This is a genomic window from Glaciimonas sp. CA11.2, from assembly GCF_034314045.1.
Taxonomy (GTDB): Bacteria; Pseudomonadota; Gammaproteobacteria; order Burkholderiales; family Burkholderiaceae_D; genus Glaciimonas.
Map to the genome: position 1 here is coordinate 735498 of NZ_JAVIWL010000001.1, position 13487 is coordinate 748984.

The 13487-nt window shown below is 51.2% G+C and carries 13 protein-coding genes; all 13 read right to left on the minus strand.

Translation table 11 applies throughout. From position 1 onward, the window contains the following. Nucleotides 1-42 precede the first annotated feature (42 nt). Nucleotides 43-1143, minus strand: coding sequence for a flavin reductase (locus RGU75_RS03125; RefSeq protein ID WP_322232907.1), 1101 nt, complete (start codon nucleotides 1141-1143; stop codon nucleotides 43-45). Next, entirely contained in the window at nucleotides 1136-2191 is a 1056-nt protein-coding gene (locus RGU75_RS03130; protein ID WP_322240195.1) for a branched-chain amino acid ABC transporter permease, read from the minus strand. The genes RGU75_RS03125 and RGU75_RS03130 overlap by 8 nt, the downstream gene beginning before the upstream one ends. 23 nt (nucleotides 2192-2214) lie before the next feature. Continuing rightward, entirely contained in the window at nucleotides 2215-3102 is an 888-nt protein-coding gene (locus RGU75_RS03135; protein ID WP_322232909.1) for a branched-chain amino acid ABC transporter permease, read from the minus strand. Between the two features lie 3 nt (nucleotides 3103-3105). Then, nucleotides 3106-3831 (minus strand): ABC transporter ATP-binding protein, encoded by a 726-nt coding sequence (locus RGU75_RS03140; protein WP_322232911.1) that lies wholly within the window; start codon nucleotides 3829-3831, stop codon nucleotides 3106-3108. Continuing rightward, nucleotides 3824-4576 (minus strand): ABC transporter ATP-binding protein, encoded by a 753-nt coding sequence (locus tag RGU75_RS03145; protein ID WP_322232914.1) that lies wholly within the window; start codon nucleotides 4574-4576, stop codon nucleotides 3824-3826. Before RGU75_RS03145 ends, RGU75_RS03140 begins: the two co-directional genes overlap by 8 nt. A gap of 13 nt (nucleotides 4577-4589) precedes the next feature. After that, nucleotides 4590-5897 carry an NtaA/DmoA family FMN-dependent monooxygenase gene (locus tag RGU75_RS03150; RefSeq protein ID WP_322232916.1) on the minus strand — a complete coding sequence of 436 codons (1308 nt, stop codon included), beginning with the start codon at nucleotides 5895-5897 and terminating at the stop codon, nucleotides 4590-4592. Between the two features lie 68 nt (nucleotides 5898-5965). After that, a complete protein-coding gene (locus RGU75_RS03155; protein ID WP_322232918.1) occupies nucleotides 5966-6478 on the minus strand; it encodes a 2,4'-dihydroxyacetophenone dioxygenase family protein in 513 nt (170 codons plus the stop codon). Continuing rightward, nucleotides 6478-7716 (minus strand): ABC transporter substrate-binding protein, encoded by a 1239-nt coding sequence (locus RGU75_RS03160; protein ID WP_322232920.1) that lies wholly within the window; start codon nucleotides 7714-7716, stop codon nucleotides 6478-6480. Before RGU75_RS03160 ends, RGU75_RS03155 begins: the two co-directional genes overlap by 1 nt. 568 nt (nucleotides 7717-8284) lie before the next feature. Continuing rightward, entirely contained in the window at nucleotides 8285-9472 is a 1188-nt protein-coding gene (locus RGU75_RS03165) for a porin (protein WP_322232921.1), read from the minus strand. A 511-nt stretch (nucleotides 9473-9983) separates the two neighbouring features. Continuing rightward, on the minus strand, nucleotides 9984-10703 hold the full coding sequence (locus RGU75_RS03170) for an ABC transporter ATP-binding protein (protein WP_322232924.1): 720 nt from the start codon (nucleotides 10701-10703) through the stop codon (nucleotides 9984-9986). Then, nucleotides 10700-11446, minus strand: a complete 747-nt coding sequence (locus RGU75_RS03175; protein WP_322232927.1) for an ABC transporter ATP-binding protein — start codon at nucleotides 11444-11446, stop codon at nucleotides 10700-10702. Before RGU75_RS03175 ends, RGU75_RS03170 begins: the two co-directional genes overlap by 4 nt. A gap of 8 nt (nucleotides 11447-11454) precedes the next feature. Beyond that, nucleotides 11455-12570 (minus strand): branched-chain amino acid ABC transporter permease, encoded by a 1116-nt coding sequence (locus RGU75_RS03180; protein WP_322232929.1) that lies wholly within the window; start codon nucleotides 12568-12570, stop codon nucleotides 11455-11457. Continuing rightward, nucleotides 12557-13447: a branched-chain amino acid ABC transporter permease gene (locus tag RGU75_RS03185; RefSeq protein ID WP_322232931.1), complete on the minus strand. Its 891-nt coding sequence runs from the start codon at nucleotides 13445-13447 to the stop codon at nucleotides 12557-12559. The genes RGU75_RS03180 and RGU75_RS03185 overlap by 14 nt, the downstream gene beginning before the upstream one ends. Nucleotides 13448-13487: the final 40 nt, after the last annotated feature.

Here is a 13487-nt window from a genome sequence, read left to right on the forward strand (position 1 = left end):
TTCAAGTGAGGGTGGTTGGCGCAACGCGCCACTACAAATTCATTAAGGCCGGTAACCCAAGCGTACCGACAAGCGCCGTGCCGCATCGCTCAAACGCGCTACCGCCGGATCATCCGGAGTAAAACACACTGCTGCGCCCATCATCGTCAGCGCCAGCACAATCGATCCCGAAGCATCGAATACGGGCGCACTGACAGCGTTCACGCCCAGATCATTGATATCGGTCATGATCGCATCATCTATCGCCCCCAGCCGGCGTTCGCGCACCAACGCCAAGTGTTCTTCCACCGCTGCACGGGTGTTGAATGGTGCATCGGGAATATGTTGTACCGCGGCGATTTCTGCGTCCAGATAGCGTGCTGTCAACTGCGGCGCTGAAAAGGCAGCAAACACTTTGCCGGTAGCAGAACCCAGTAACGGTAACACCATCCCGCAACGCAAGCGCACATCAAGCGGTTGGCGTGCTTCTACCCACCAGATGAGGGTCGGGCCAAGGTTGCCCCAGACGCCTAAACCGACAGTTTTATCTGTTTCACGATTCAACTCTTCCAGACAAGGCCGCGCTAACTGAACAGCGTTCAATGTGGCGACGTTACCGGAGCCCAAGTCAGCGTTGGGCGCATGCGGATGTACGACCATGTATTTGCCCGCGCCAAAAGCCAGCGGCTTGCGCGAGGTCCCGAGAATGCGATCAACACGGCCTAGAAAAAGCAAGTGGTCGCCGCCCGGATACGTGGCTTCAGTGCTGCATTCAAGATATGCCGAGCAACCATCAATGAGCGGCAAGCCATCGATGCCCGGCGTGATAGCGATCCCCTCAAAACGACCGGGGCCGGATTTAGCGAAGCGATTAGAGACATCGACTTGCTCTTCCGATAATATATTGACGACAAACCGTTTCGTTTTGCTATACACAGGAAAACTGGTCGCATTGGTACGCACGCTCCAGACGATAAGCGGTGGATCGAGCGAGACCGAATTGAACGAATTGACCGTCATGCCGATTGGTGCACCGTCCTCATCAAGCGCCGTGATTACCGTCACGCCAGTGACAAAGGCTCCAAGGCAACGGCGCAACTCGGCTGGATCAATGGGTGACACTTGCGCCGACACTTGCGGCGATGCTAACAAAGAATCACTCATGGAGGCTGGTATCTTTCAATGGAATAGAGGGTTCGGAAAGCGCACGGCGAAAGCCGGCTTTGACCACATTTGCAACCAAAGGGTCGCTTCCCACCAAAGGCAAACGTGCGATCTCGAATCGGTCGGCAACCCAACCACACAAGCCACGCCGGAAGGACATGACGCAAACAATAAAGATCGCGCCCTGAATCATTGTGACCCATGATCCAAAACCGGCAAGGTAAGTGCTAATCACCACTAACACGAAAGCCCCGATAATCGGACCAAACAGCGTACCTACGCCGCCAACCAACGTCATCAGAATCACATCGCCAGATACTGACCAGTTAACATCGTTGAGTGTCGCAAGCTGAAACACCAGCGTCTTGGTCGCACCGGCTAGTCCAGCCAGCGCAGCCGACAAGACAAACACCAGCAACTTAATCCGCTCAACCCGATAACCCAACGAAATAGCCCGCGGTTCATTTTCACGAATTGCCTTGAGTACCTGACCGAATGGCGAATGCACGACGCGATAAATCAGCGCGAAGCCACCGATACAGATCGCCAGCACGGTGTAATACATCGCCAAGGGTTGGTTGAGGTTAATGACGCCAAAAAGATGACCGCGCGGGATCGCCTGAATGCCATCTTCGCCACCAGTAAAACCACCAGCCTGTAAATAGAAGAAATACAGCATTTGGGCCAACGCTAACGTCACCATCGCGAAATAAATACCTTGACGTCGAATCGACAGCCAGCCGAACACCACACCTAGTACCGTCGCAGCCAGTGTGCCAAGCACAATCCCAACCTCCGGATTAATGCCCCAATACTTCATTGAGTAGCCGGTTACGTAGGCCGCAGTACCAAAAAACGAAGCATGCCCGAAGGACAGCAAGCCGCCATAACCGAACAGCAAATTGAACGCTGCAGCAAGCAACGCAAAACACAAGGCCTTCATCATAAAGACCGGATAGAGCCCGATAAAAGGACTCACCAGCGCAAGCAGCAACATCAAAGCGGCGATGATCAGTGGCGCATTTTTTTGTGCAAGATCGGATTGCATCAACGCTTTTACATTCGACACCATCATGCAGTCCTCCCAAACAACCCGGCAGGCTTGATCAGCAATACCAGCGCCATAATTACGAAGATCACCGTACTGGAAGCCTGTGGATAAAATACCTTGGTCAAACCTTCCGCCAAACCGAGCGCAAAGCCGCTGAAAATCGCCCCGACGATTGAACCCATGCCACCGATCACGACGACTGCAAACACCACAATAATAGTGCTGGTTCCCATCATCGGGCTGACCTGATAAATAGGTGCGGCCAACACGCCACCCAATGCAGCCAAACCCACACCAAAACCGTAGGTCAGCATCATCATGCGCGGCACGCGCACGCCAAAGGCTTGAACCAATGATGGGTTTTCAGTGGCCGCGCGCAAGTAAGACCCTAGTTTGGTTTTCTCAATCATCAGCCAGGTAGCACCACATACCACGATAGAAAAGATGAAGACCCAGGCGCGATAAGTAGGTAAATACATAAAGCCTAAATGATGCCCGCCCTGCAACAGCGCGGGAGTGGCATACGGCAACCCGGCCGCTCCGAATAGTTGGCGAAAAGCACCCTCAATCAACAGCGCTGTACCGAAAGTGAGTAACAAACCATACACATGGTCAAGTTGTTGAATATGGCGTAACAAATAGCGCTCAATCAGCATTCCGCTCGCACCGACGATAAGTGGCGTCAACACCAGCGCCATCCAATAATTTAGCCCGAGAAAGTTGAGTAACAACCACGCACAAAACGCACCCATCATATATTGCGCACCATGCGCGAAATTGATGATGTTCAGCAAGCCAAAGATAACCGCCAGACCAAGGCTGAGCATGGCATAGAAGGCACCGTTGATAGCACCGATCATTAATTGCCCAGACAGTGCCTGCACGGAAACACCAAAGAATTCTGTCATAATTTACATACTCAAATAATTGTGAATGTTGGCCACCGTCGTCGGATCAGCGATCTCGGCTGCAGCAATATGATCAACTACACGACCATCTTCAATCACGTAAAATCGTTCTGACACACTGGCGGCGAAATTGAAATTTTGCTCGACCAGAACGATGGTGTAACCCCGCTCTTTAAGCTTCTGAATTGCATGACCGATTTGTTCGATGATGACCGGTGCCAGACCTTCAGTTGGTTCGTCCAGTAATAGCAAATCTGCGCCCGTGCGCAAGATACGTGCAATGGCCAGCATTTGTTGTTCGCCGCCGGACAATTTGGTTCCTTGACTGGCGCTACGCTCGGCCAGATTAGGAAACAATTGGTGGATTTCCGCCAGCGTCATACCACCCGCCTTAATGATCGGTGGCAGCATCAGATTTTCTTGCACCGTCAAGCCAGCAAAAATGCCGCGCTCTTCCGGACAATAGCCGATACCCAGACGCGCAATCTGATCCGGCGATGCGGCAATTAATTCGCTACCGGAAAATGTAATCGCGCCTTCACGTCGCCGCATCAATCCCATGATCGAACGCAGCGTACTGGTCTTGCCAGCGCCGTTGCGTCCAAGCAAAGTAACGGTTTCGCCGCGTTGCACAGTCAGGTTAATGCCATGCAAGGCCTGCGATTCGCCGTACCAGGCACGCAGATTATCAATGGCCAGTAAATCCGGTTGGGGAGATAAATCAGGCATGCGCTGATCCCATGTAAGCACTACGCACCAGCGGATTCGCAGACACGACGGCATACGGGCCTTCGGCCAATATTTTGCCGCGCGCCAGCACCGTAATGGTGTCCGACAAATCGGCCACTACTTTTAAATTGTGTTCCACCATCAAGACCGTACGACCAACCGCAACCTTTCGAATCAGACTGGCGATGCGCGCGATATCCTCATGACCTAGTCCAGCCATTGGTTCATCCAGCAACATCACTTCTGGATCGAGCGCCAACGTGGTCGCTAATTCGAGCGCACGCTTACGGCCATATGACAGATCGGCTGCTCGCACATCACGCCATCGCGTTAAACCCACCGCCTCAAGCAACTCGTCGGCACGCTCATACAATGCCGCAAGTGTCTTGTCAGAACGCCAGAATTGGTAGCTAACTTGCAGCGGGCGCTGTAACGCAATCCGTACATTGTCACGCAAACTAAAAGCCGGGAAAGTGGAAGAAATCTGAAACGAGCGCACCATGCCGCTCTGCGCTACCAAGGCCGGGTCGCGTCGGGTGATCTCTTCACCTTTGAAAAATATTTGTCCACCACTAGCGGGCAAAAAACGTGTCAGTAAATTGAAGACCGTAGATTTACCCGCACCATTAGGACCGATCAGCGCATGGATAGATCCCTTGCGCACTTTCAAATCGACTCCACCAACCGCGATAAAGCCGCGGAAGTCCTTGGTCAAGCCACGTGTTTCGATGATCGTACCAGTCACTTTACCCGCCCCATCAAGCCATCAAATTGTCACGGAAGCTGTCGCCTTCATAAGCAGTGCGGAACACGCCACGGCTTTGCAGGATTGGCACGACCTGATCAACAAAATCTTCAACGCTATCAGGATTGGTCGTCGGACTCAGGTTAAAGCCGTAGCAACCGGTTTCGCGCCAGGTACGCTCCATTTCATCAGCCACTTGTTCCGGCGTACCGATCACTTGAGGAATGGCCACCGACAAGGCCCAGGTTGTTGCTGCCTGACGCAATGTCACCGCCTTGCCATCCGCACCGGTCACCGTCGCCGCCATCAATCCGCGTGAAGCCTGGGTTTCCATTTCCGCCAATGGACGATCTGGATCAAGCTGGCTCAGATCGATACCGAACACGCCCGAGAGACGCGCAAGAATGGCATCCAGCGGAATCCGCTCAGCCAATTCTTCAGCACGTTGACGCGCTTCAAGTTCGGTACTGCGCACGATCGGTTGCAGGCCAAATAACACCTTGCATTCTTTACCCTTGCCTTGCTCCGCAGCGGCAGCGCTCAATTGCAGCATGCTCTTTTTCATCCCTGCGATATGCGATTGAATCGCAAAAATCACTTCAGCGTGTTCCATCGCAAACTGCAAACCACGTCCCGATGAACCAGCCTGAAACAACAATGGCCGACCGTATGACGATGGCAACGTCGGCGCAACCGCTTTGCAATTTAGAAAACGACCTTGAAAATCAACGACATTGATTTGTTCGGGATCAGCAAACTTGCCAGTAACGTGGTTCTTCAATATCGCTGCATCGGGAACGCTATCCCACAAGCGGTAGCAAATTTCCATAAATTCGTCGGCTTGGTCATAACGCTCGTCATGACCCAATGCGCCAAGACCATTAGCCTGATGTTCTGCTGCGCTGAAACCGGATACGATGTTCCAGCCAACGCGACCACGACTCAAATAATTCAAAGTCGAAATGCGACGGGTCGCCAGATAAGGCGTCGTACCAGTGGTCGACAACGTCACACCAATACCGAGGTGTTTAGTCGCCGCAGCCATCACCGCTACCAAAGGCATCGGATCATGATTGGGCCATGATGCACCGTATTCTACTGATGGCTTGACGCTACTTTTATAGACCGCATGTGTGGCTGGGCTATCGGCAAAAAACACGCCATCAAAACAACCGCGCTCAAGCGTCTGGGCCAGATTCTGCCAATAGGCAAAATCTTGCAAGCCATCTAACTGCCCATCCTTCGGATCGGTCCAACTAAGCAGAGTATGCGTACTGGCGCTGTGTATCAGCATTTGCATCAAGTGCATTTTCGAAGACATTGGACTTCATCCTTGGAACAAAAAATAAATAGGCTAGTCAGCAAACGACAGAGCTGAGCAGAGTAAAGCTATCGAATCAGCGATTGCAGATAATCATCGCCCAGACCGACTTCACGACAATACTTGGCGTACCGATCGAGGCGCAAAAACACATCATCGTAGTCAGTCGCATTACCTTCTTCATCCAGATACACGAGCGGGCCATGAACGTGAAACAACGCGGTCATCTTGCCAGCTTCCGGATCAATATAAAGAGTATGGATGTGACCCGGTGGCTCATAAACAAAACTACCGGCACGTGCAACCCAGTCGTACTCGCGATAGCCCCACGCGCCATCAAGCGTCCAACCGGTTACTGGCGAAGCATGACGGTGGCGCTGAATAGTGCCCTGACCTTCAGCCTTCAGAATACTGATCCAACCACCATTCGAGACATCAAACAGGATCGGACGAACCTTGCCCAATTTACCTAGGGGATACCATTTGTTATCGTCAATCATGACGTCCGGCGAAAACATTTCCGGACGTGTAAAAGGTGATTCTGGAATATTAATTGGTTTGTTACTTTTAATATCACTCATCAGATACTCCCTGGTTTAACGAGTGGGCAACCACCCGCCGACATTGGACGCCAAGCCTGATCCGGGCCGAGCTTACGTTTGATCTTGTACAAATCCCACTCGCCTTTGCTCTCTTCCGGAGACTTGACTTCGAATAGATACACATCACTGACAACGCGACCGTCAGCACGAATGCGCGCATTGGTCAGCACGTCATCGCTGATCGGCAATTGTTTCATACGCTCAACTACGACACGACCAGAACGTTTGGCTTCTGCAGCGCCCACATCGGCAACTGCTTTCAAATAATGTGTCACAGCGGAATAAGCGCCAGCCTGGCCCATGTTCGGCGGTACACCCTTAGTGTTAGGCGTTATACGTTTCGAGAAAGCACGCGATTTGTCGCTCAAATCCCAATAAAACGATTCCGTCAGGACCAGACCTTTGGTGACTGGCAAACCCAGTGCTTTAATATCTTGCAAATAAATGATCAACGCAGCCATCCGCTGACCACCTTTGGTCAGTCCAAATTCGTTTGCTTGCTTGAGGCAGTTGAGCAAGTCATTACCGGCCAACGCCAACGCCACAACTTTTGCGCCGGAAGCTTGTGCCTGCAACAGAGCGGACGCAAAATCGGTCGTGCCAACTGGCACCGCGACTTCGCCCACCACTTTGCCGCCTTTAGCGATGACTACGGCAGCGGTGTCGTCGCGTAAGGCTTTGCCAAATACATAGTCGGCACGGATGAAAAACCAACTTTCTCCAGCGCCCTTTTCGATCATTCCGTTACCCATGCTGGTCGCCAGCATCGCAGTATCGAAAGTCCAATGGGTCATATTCGGGGTGCAATTGACGCCGCTGAGAGAAGCGGAGCCGACGTTATTGGCAAGCATCACTTTGTCACGCTCACGCACTAAATTATTGACGGCTAAAGCGATTGCGGAATTATTAAACTCCATCAGTGCATCAACGCCCTGATCAAGCCACTGGCGCGCAATGGCAGCGCCAATATCAGGTTTATTCTGGTGATCCGCTGTAAGGATTTCGACATTCAAACCACGGCTTCCCGCGATTTCAGCAATCGCCTGACGCGCACAAGCGATTGAACCGACGCCACCAAGATAACTATAAGGACCAGATGCATCTTGCAACATGCCGATACGAATCAAAGGTTTAGACTGTGCTCTTGCGATCATTGGCGCTAAAGAAACTGCTGAAAGCGCTGATAGTCCAGCTATCACGGTACGACGATTCACCATCTTTAATCTCCCTGGTTTACCACCCTGTTCCGGTATCCAAACCGCATAATTTTCGAGCGATTCCTGATGCCTTACAGGCTGATATATACTTAATAGAATTGTTATCTACCCGATGGTATAGCATTTTTACTGACGTCGCAACTTTTTTGATAAGCGTTTGAATGATGATTATTCATGCTGTAAATCAGCCATAAATCACGTGCGCCAAGCCCACACTTAAGCACACGGAAGCGAGACCATTTCAGGCAAAACAGAGATATAAAATTGAGTGAAGCAAGGAAAGAAATACAGACAACGACTAGGTAAACATCACGTCGAAAAATTGAAACAAAAAAATCAGACCAACAAAAACAAATGGCCCCGCTCAAGCTGAGAAGGGCCATCGGATATGACATATTCCAAATAATTCTGAAACAAGCCAAAAAAGGTTTTAAATAAACCCACCAACTCAAGACTTACGCAAAATCGTCCCAGCAAGGCGTGCCAACGAAGACAGTACGATAGTACCGGCCACATTGGTGGCTAGGAAAGCACAACGCCGCTGGGGCGGTTTTTCGTAGGTCCGGCGTTAGAAGGAGTGGCGCATGCCGATAGCCGCTGCTCTGATGGTCGAACCGTAAGGTACGACGCCAGCAGTAGCAGAGGTGATCGTAGACACCAATGGACCGTTTGCAGTCGCGCTATTCTTAGTCTGACCATAGTTAGCGTACAAAACAGTGGTTTTCGAGAACGGATACTCATAAGTCAAACCGAGTACAGTACCGTGACCGTCTGGTGTGCCATTTTTATAGATGTAATCGATTCTGTCGATAGAAGGAATGAAAGTACCTGTACCGACCGGAATACGTGCGCCGATCCAGTATGAATGCTGACGACTCCAGGTATAGGCGTAAGCTGCCGCACCGGGCGCACCAACGGTCGCAGCCGGGCTCAAATTAGCAAAATTGCTTGGTCCGATGAATTGATAAGCGCCAAGAAATACCTTAGCAAAATCGAAGGTATAAGAACCACCGGCGATTTGCTCACTCACCCACTCAGGCTTAGCAGTTGCAAGAATACTATCTTGCGCCTGACGCAGACGGGTAGCCGACAAACTCAATGACAACGGACCATTGTCGTATGTCACGCTAGGGTTGATCAATTGGCCTGTATTGCGCGTATTTTCATCACCAGCTGCCAACATCAACTTAAATGTCAGACCGGAAGTTTTAAATGTTCCCAACAAAGAGTTGTTTACACGGGAAGTCGACTGCCATGTTCCACTAGTTGCGGTCGCACCAATAGTCGGATAGATAGCATGGTTGGTTGCCGTTGTCGCGTTACCAAAGTACAGACCATACGATGGATCGATCGCAGCAAAGATGACGTCGATCGGCGCATATTGACGACCTGCAGACAGAGTCCAGTTAGAACCAGCCAAACCAACCCATGATTGACGACCAAACAACACACCACCCTGCTGACTAGCACCGGTATCCGCACCAAAACCAGCCTCAAGCACGAAGTTAGCGCTCAGCCCGCCACCAAGATCTTCGGTACCACGGAAACCCAAACGACTCGCTGGACCAACGCCAGAATCTTCACGCAGGATATGCGCTGAATTTACACCGACTGAACCGCCCGGTTTTGTCGTGCCGCCGATTGTACTCACCGATACAATCGCTGCATCTACGTTACCGTAAATGGTCACGCTGGAATCGGCTTGTGCTACGCCGAAAGGTGCCAATATGGCGATTGCAGCAACTAATTTTTTCATTTGTGATGTCCCGTGATCATTTCGTTTTTATATTTAACAGTGCTATCTCTTGAAGACCACACTCAATTCGATGATTTCATACTCACTTATGAGCTTCTTGCGTAAACTAGCTAAAGCGGAAAAAAGAGGATCAACTTTGCCTAATGTGTAGTTTTTTTGAGCTAGGTTGGCACGCTTAATTTAATGCAGGAAACTGTTATTTCAATTAGCAGTTGAGCCCCAGTTTAATTATTTTTTTAATCACTTTTCCGTCCGATAAACTTGTCTCAGTTTGGATGCAGTTCAGTTGGGATCTTTTTGGGTGGTGTTAGTAAATAATGCTAATTCGACTTATTTCTGGCGATCCCGGCATTGATGCAAAATGCACCGTACCGGGCCCCAGACTCTCCATTCACTAATCACGTACAGGCGACGTGAAATCAGAAAAAATTTGTTGCGCTTCTACGAGCGTTGTTTTAAATCACACCAGTTGTCAACTACAGGCCGCTTTTAGCCAAACTTCTAGTCAACCTTACAGTCCCATATACGAGCGCTGGATATCAGGGTCTTGTAACAAGTCCTTACCACTCGCAATCTTGAGGATACGACCGTGCTCAATGATGCAACCGCGCTGACACATGCGTAGTGCATTGCCGACATTCTGCTCCACCAACAACACAGAAATCCCTTTTGTTGCCACCAGTTGGCTGACAATCTCAAAAACTTTATCAACCATGATCGGCGCAAGCCCGAGTGAAGGCTCATCCAACATCAGCAGTTTCGGCAATGCCATCATCGCGCGGGCGACTGCACACATCTGGCGTTCGCCACCGGAGAGGCGGCCAGCAAGTTGGGTGCGGCGTTCAGCCAGCAAAGGAAACAACGTCATGACCTCGTCCAGCGACTGCGCCATGCGCGCCCGCGCCTTTGGATGGTAAGCGCCAAGTTGTAGATTCTCCAGCACGCTCATGAAGGGAAACAAACGACCGCCTTCAGGCACCATGACCAGACCACGTTCCGCTGCTGCATGGGCGGGCAGGTTAGTGATATCTTGCCCATCAAACATAACCCGGCCGGAATGCGCTTTCAAATGACCGGTAATCGTGAGTAGCAAAGTCGTCTTGCCAGCGCCATTGGCACCAACGACAGAAACAAATTCACCCTGTCCGACATCCAGCGTCATGCCATGTAACACCGGCAGTTCCGAATATCCGGAACATAGCGCTTCGACCTGAAGAATAGCGTTGGTCATTGTTGATCTCCCAGATACGCTTTAATAACTTCGGGTGAACTGAGAATCTGCTCGGCGCTGCCTTCTGCGATCATCCGTCCGCGGTCTAATACCACCACCCGATCCGAGAACGCACGCACCACTTTCAGGTTGTGTTCGATGATCAAAAAAGTCAGTCCATTCGCATGCAAATCCTGCAGCAATTCGATGACTTGACCGACTTCACTTTGATTCAGACCTGCCATGACTTCATCGAGCAGCACCAGTTCCGGTTCAAGCGCCAGCGCTCGCGCCACTTCCAGTCTGCGTCGCTCACTCAGTGTCAGGTCGCCCGCGCGTCGCAATGCATGGCGCGCCAATCCGACGCGCTGCAACACTTCCATCGCTTTGTCGCGCGCAGTCGTCAACCGCGAATGCCGCATGAATGCGCCGATCATCACGTTTTCCAACGCACTCAACGTAATCAGTGGCTTGGCGATCTGAAAGGTACGGCCGATGCCACGTTGCGCACGGGCATGCGGGGCCAGACGGTTAATCGACTCACCGCGCAGGCATACTTCACCTTGACTGGGCGATAACTGACCGGAGAGCAAATTAAAGAAGGTCGTTTTACCGGCACCATTGGGACCGATAATGCTGATAATCTCGCCTTTTTTGACCGACAACGTGACGTTATCGACCGCCCGTAAGCCAAGAAATTGTTTGCTGACGCCAGAGACTGAGAGCAAGGCCGTTGCTGTATTCTGCGATTGTATTTGAGACATTGTTTGCGTCATTTTTTTGCCATCCACAGGTTTTGCAGCTTGCGCCACAAGTCACTCAATGCGCCAACCAGACCGCGCTTCATGAACAAGGCTGCCAACACCATCAAAAATCCCAGGATCGCCAGATTGATACCGGGAAGCGCGCTTGCCAGTTCAGCACGTAAAAAATTCTCGAACGGAATAATCAACGCCGCGCCCAGTAACGGGCCAGCAATGGTACCGATGCCGCCAATCAAGGTTATCAATGCAAATTTGACACCTACATCAGTCATCGTGAACAACGTCGGTGGATCGATATAGCGCAGGTACATTGCAAACAAAGTACCGCCAATCGAAGTCAGTCCAGCGCTCAATGCCATGCCGCGCAACTTGACGCTGAGCACGTTGATGCCAGCTGCACGTGCAGCGTCTTCATCCTCGCGCACCGCCAGCAGGTAATAACCAAGGCGACTACGACGCAACACCACGGTCACACCGATTACCACAGCGGCGAAGATAAACATCAGCAAACAGTACTGCCAGCGTTCGACAAAAATCATATTCGCAAAACCTGGCTTAAATGGGATCAAAATGCCACTTGGTCCATTGGTCAGTGAGTCGAAGTGATTAGCGATTACGAACGCGACCTCATTAAACGCCATGGTTGCGATGGCGAAAAATGGTCCACGCAAACGGAATGTCGGCCATGAAATCAGCACCGCGATGAGCGCCGCAAACACGGCCGCGGGAATCATGCTCAGCCACGGCGACACGTCAAATAGCGTGTAAAACCTTGCCGTGACATACGCGCCAATGCCGAAAAATACACCGTGACCGAGTGAGAATTGTCCCGCAAAACCGCCGATAATATTCCATGCCGCCGCCAGCCCACCCATTAAATAAGTGAACGCGATAATGTTGAGCCAGTAAGCATCATGCACCAACAATATAAACGGCAAGAATGCCACTGCCATGCCGCCCGCATATTTCAATAACGTTTGCCGTCTTGTATCGATCCCGCTTTCGCGGTGCAAAGCGCCGTAATGTTCCAACTCAGATTCTGCCTGAGGCTGCACATTAGGCTGCACCTGCGGTTGGACCAAAGGCACCTGTTTATCCAGCGTACTTGTTTCATTGTTGTTCACGGAATCCCACTTCTTCCGCGCCAACCTGACCGAAAAGGCCTGACGGACGCAAGATTAAAACGATAAGAAAAATGATGAACCAGATCGCACTTTTCAATGATGGATCGATGTAGTAGCCAGCAAACGCTTCAACGATACCAACGATCAGGCCGCCGATATACGCGCCCCAGACACTGCCCAACCCACCAAGAACCACCACAGCAAAAGCGGCAAGAATAAAATTGCTACCGACTGTTGGCGTGATCGAATAAATTGGTGTGAGTAGCACGCCAGCCAGGCCAGCGAGGCCAGCGCCGAGACCGAAGGTGTACAAGAAAGTACGTTCGACGTTGATCCCCATCACCCGTGCCGAGCGCTTGTCCTGCGTCACCGCCCGAATCGATTTACCCGCCATTGTGCGCGACAGAAAGAGATGCAAACCGATGGTAATGAGCGTGGTCGCTATAAAAGTCACCAGCCGGACGACGCTGATTTTCATATCACCGACCGTCAATACCGACGCGCCAACCTGACCGCCAATACTGACTGCCTCGCCTCGCGACACTGCCAGCATGATGTTCTGAAACATCATCAACAGACCGAAAGTGGCAAAAATTTGCATGTTCGACTCATTATGCAGCGGTTGAATCACCAGTCGCTGAATCGCCATTCCGATCAGGCCGACCAATGGTGCAACGATCAATGCGGCCAGGTAAGGGTTCAGACCCAGATAGGTGTACGCATAGTAACTGCCGTACATACCAAACATCACCAGTTCGCCTTGCGCAAAATTAACGATTCGCACCACGCCAAAAATCAGGTTCAATCCAATACTGACCAGGCCGTAAATGCCTCCCAGCAGAATGCCAAACACCAGCACATTTAAAATTTGATCCATTGCCTACTTTCCTTAAGTAGAATGCCGCCAATTAAAGCGT

What these genes read in the sequence shown, in the direction of transcription:
- RGU75_RS03170 (WP_322232924.1), bottom strand. Translation starts at nt 10,703, where the DNA reads ATGACCAACGCTATTCTTCAGGTCGAAGCGCTATGTTCCGGATATTCG.
- RGU75_RS03130 (WP_322240195.1), bottom strand. Translation starts at nt 2,191, where the DNA reads ATGCAATCCGATCTTGCACAAAAAAATGCGCCACTGATCATCGCCGCT.
- RGU75_RS03165 (WP_322232921.1), bottom strand. Translation starts at nt 9,472, where the DNA reads ATGAAAAAATTAGTTGCTGCAATCGCCATATTGGCACCTTTCGGCGTA.
- RGU75_RS03125 (WP_322232907.1), bottom strand. Translation starts at nt 1,143, where the DNA reads ATGAGTGATTCTTTGTTAGCATCGCCGCAAGTGTCGGCGCAAGTGTCA.
- RGU75_RS03140 (WP_322232911.1), bottom strand. Translation starts at nt 3,831, where the DNA reads ATGCCTGATTTATCTCCCCAACCGGATTTACTGGCCATTGATAATCTG.
- RGU75_RS03185 (WP_322232931.1), bottom strand. Translation starts at nt 13,447, where the DNA reads ATGGATCAAATTTTAAATGTGCTGGTGTTTGGCATTCTGCTGGGAGGC.
- RGU75_RS03175 (WP_322232927.1), bottom strand. Translation starts at nt 11,446, where the DNA reads ATGTCTCAAATACAATCGCAGAATACAGCAACGGCCTTGCTCTCAGTC.
- RGU75_RS03150 (WP_322232916.1), bottom strand. Translation starts at nt 5,897, where the DNA reads ATGTCTTCGAAAATGCACTTGATGCAAATGCTGATACACAGCGCCAGT.
- RGU75_RS03135 (WP_322232909.1), bottom strand. Translation starts at nt 3,102, where the DNA reads ATGACAGAATTCTTTGGTGTTTCCGTGCAGGCACTGTCTGGGCAATTA.
- RGU75_RS03155 (WP_322232918.1), bottom strand. Translation starts at nt 6,478, where the DNA reads ATGAGTGATATTAAAAGTAACAAACCAATTAATATTCCAGAATCACCT.
- RGU75_RS03160 (WP_322232920.1), bottom strand. Translation starts at nt 7,716, where the DNA reads ATGGTGAATCGTCGTACCGTGATAGCTGGACTATCAGCGCTTTCAGCA.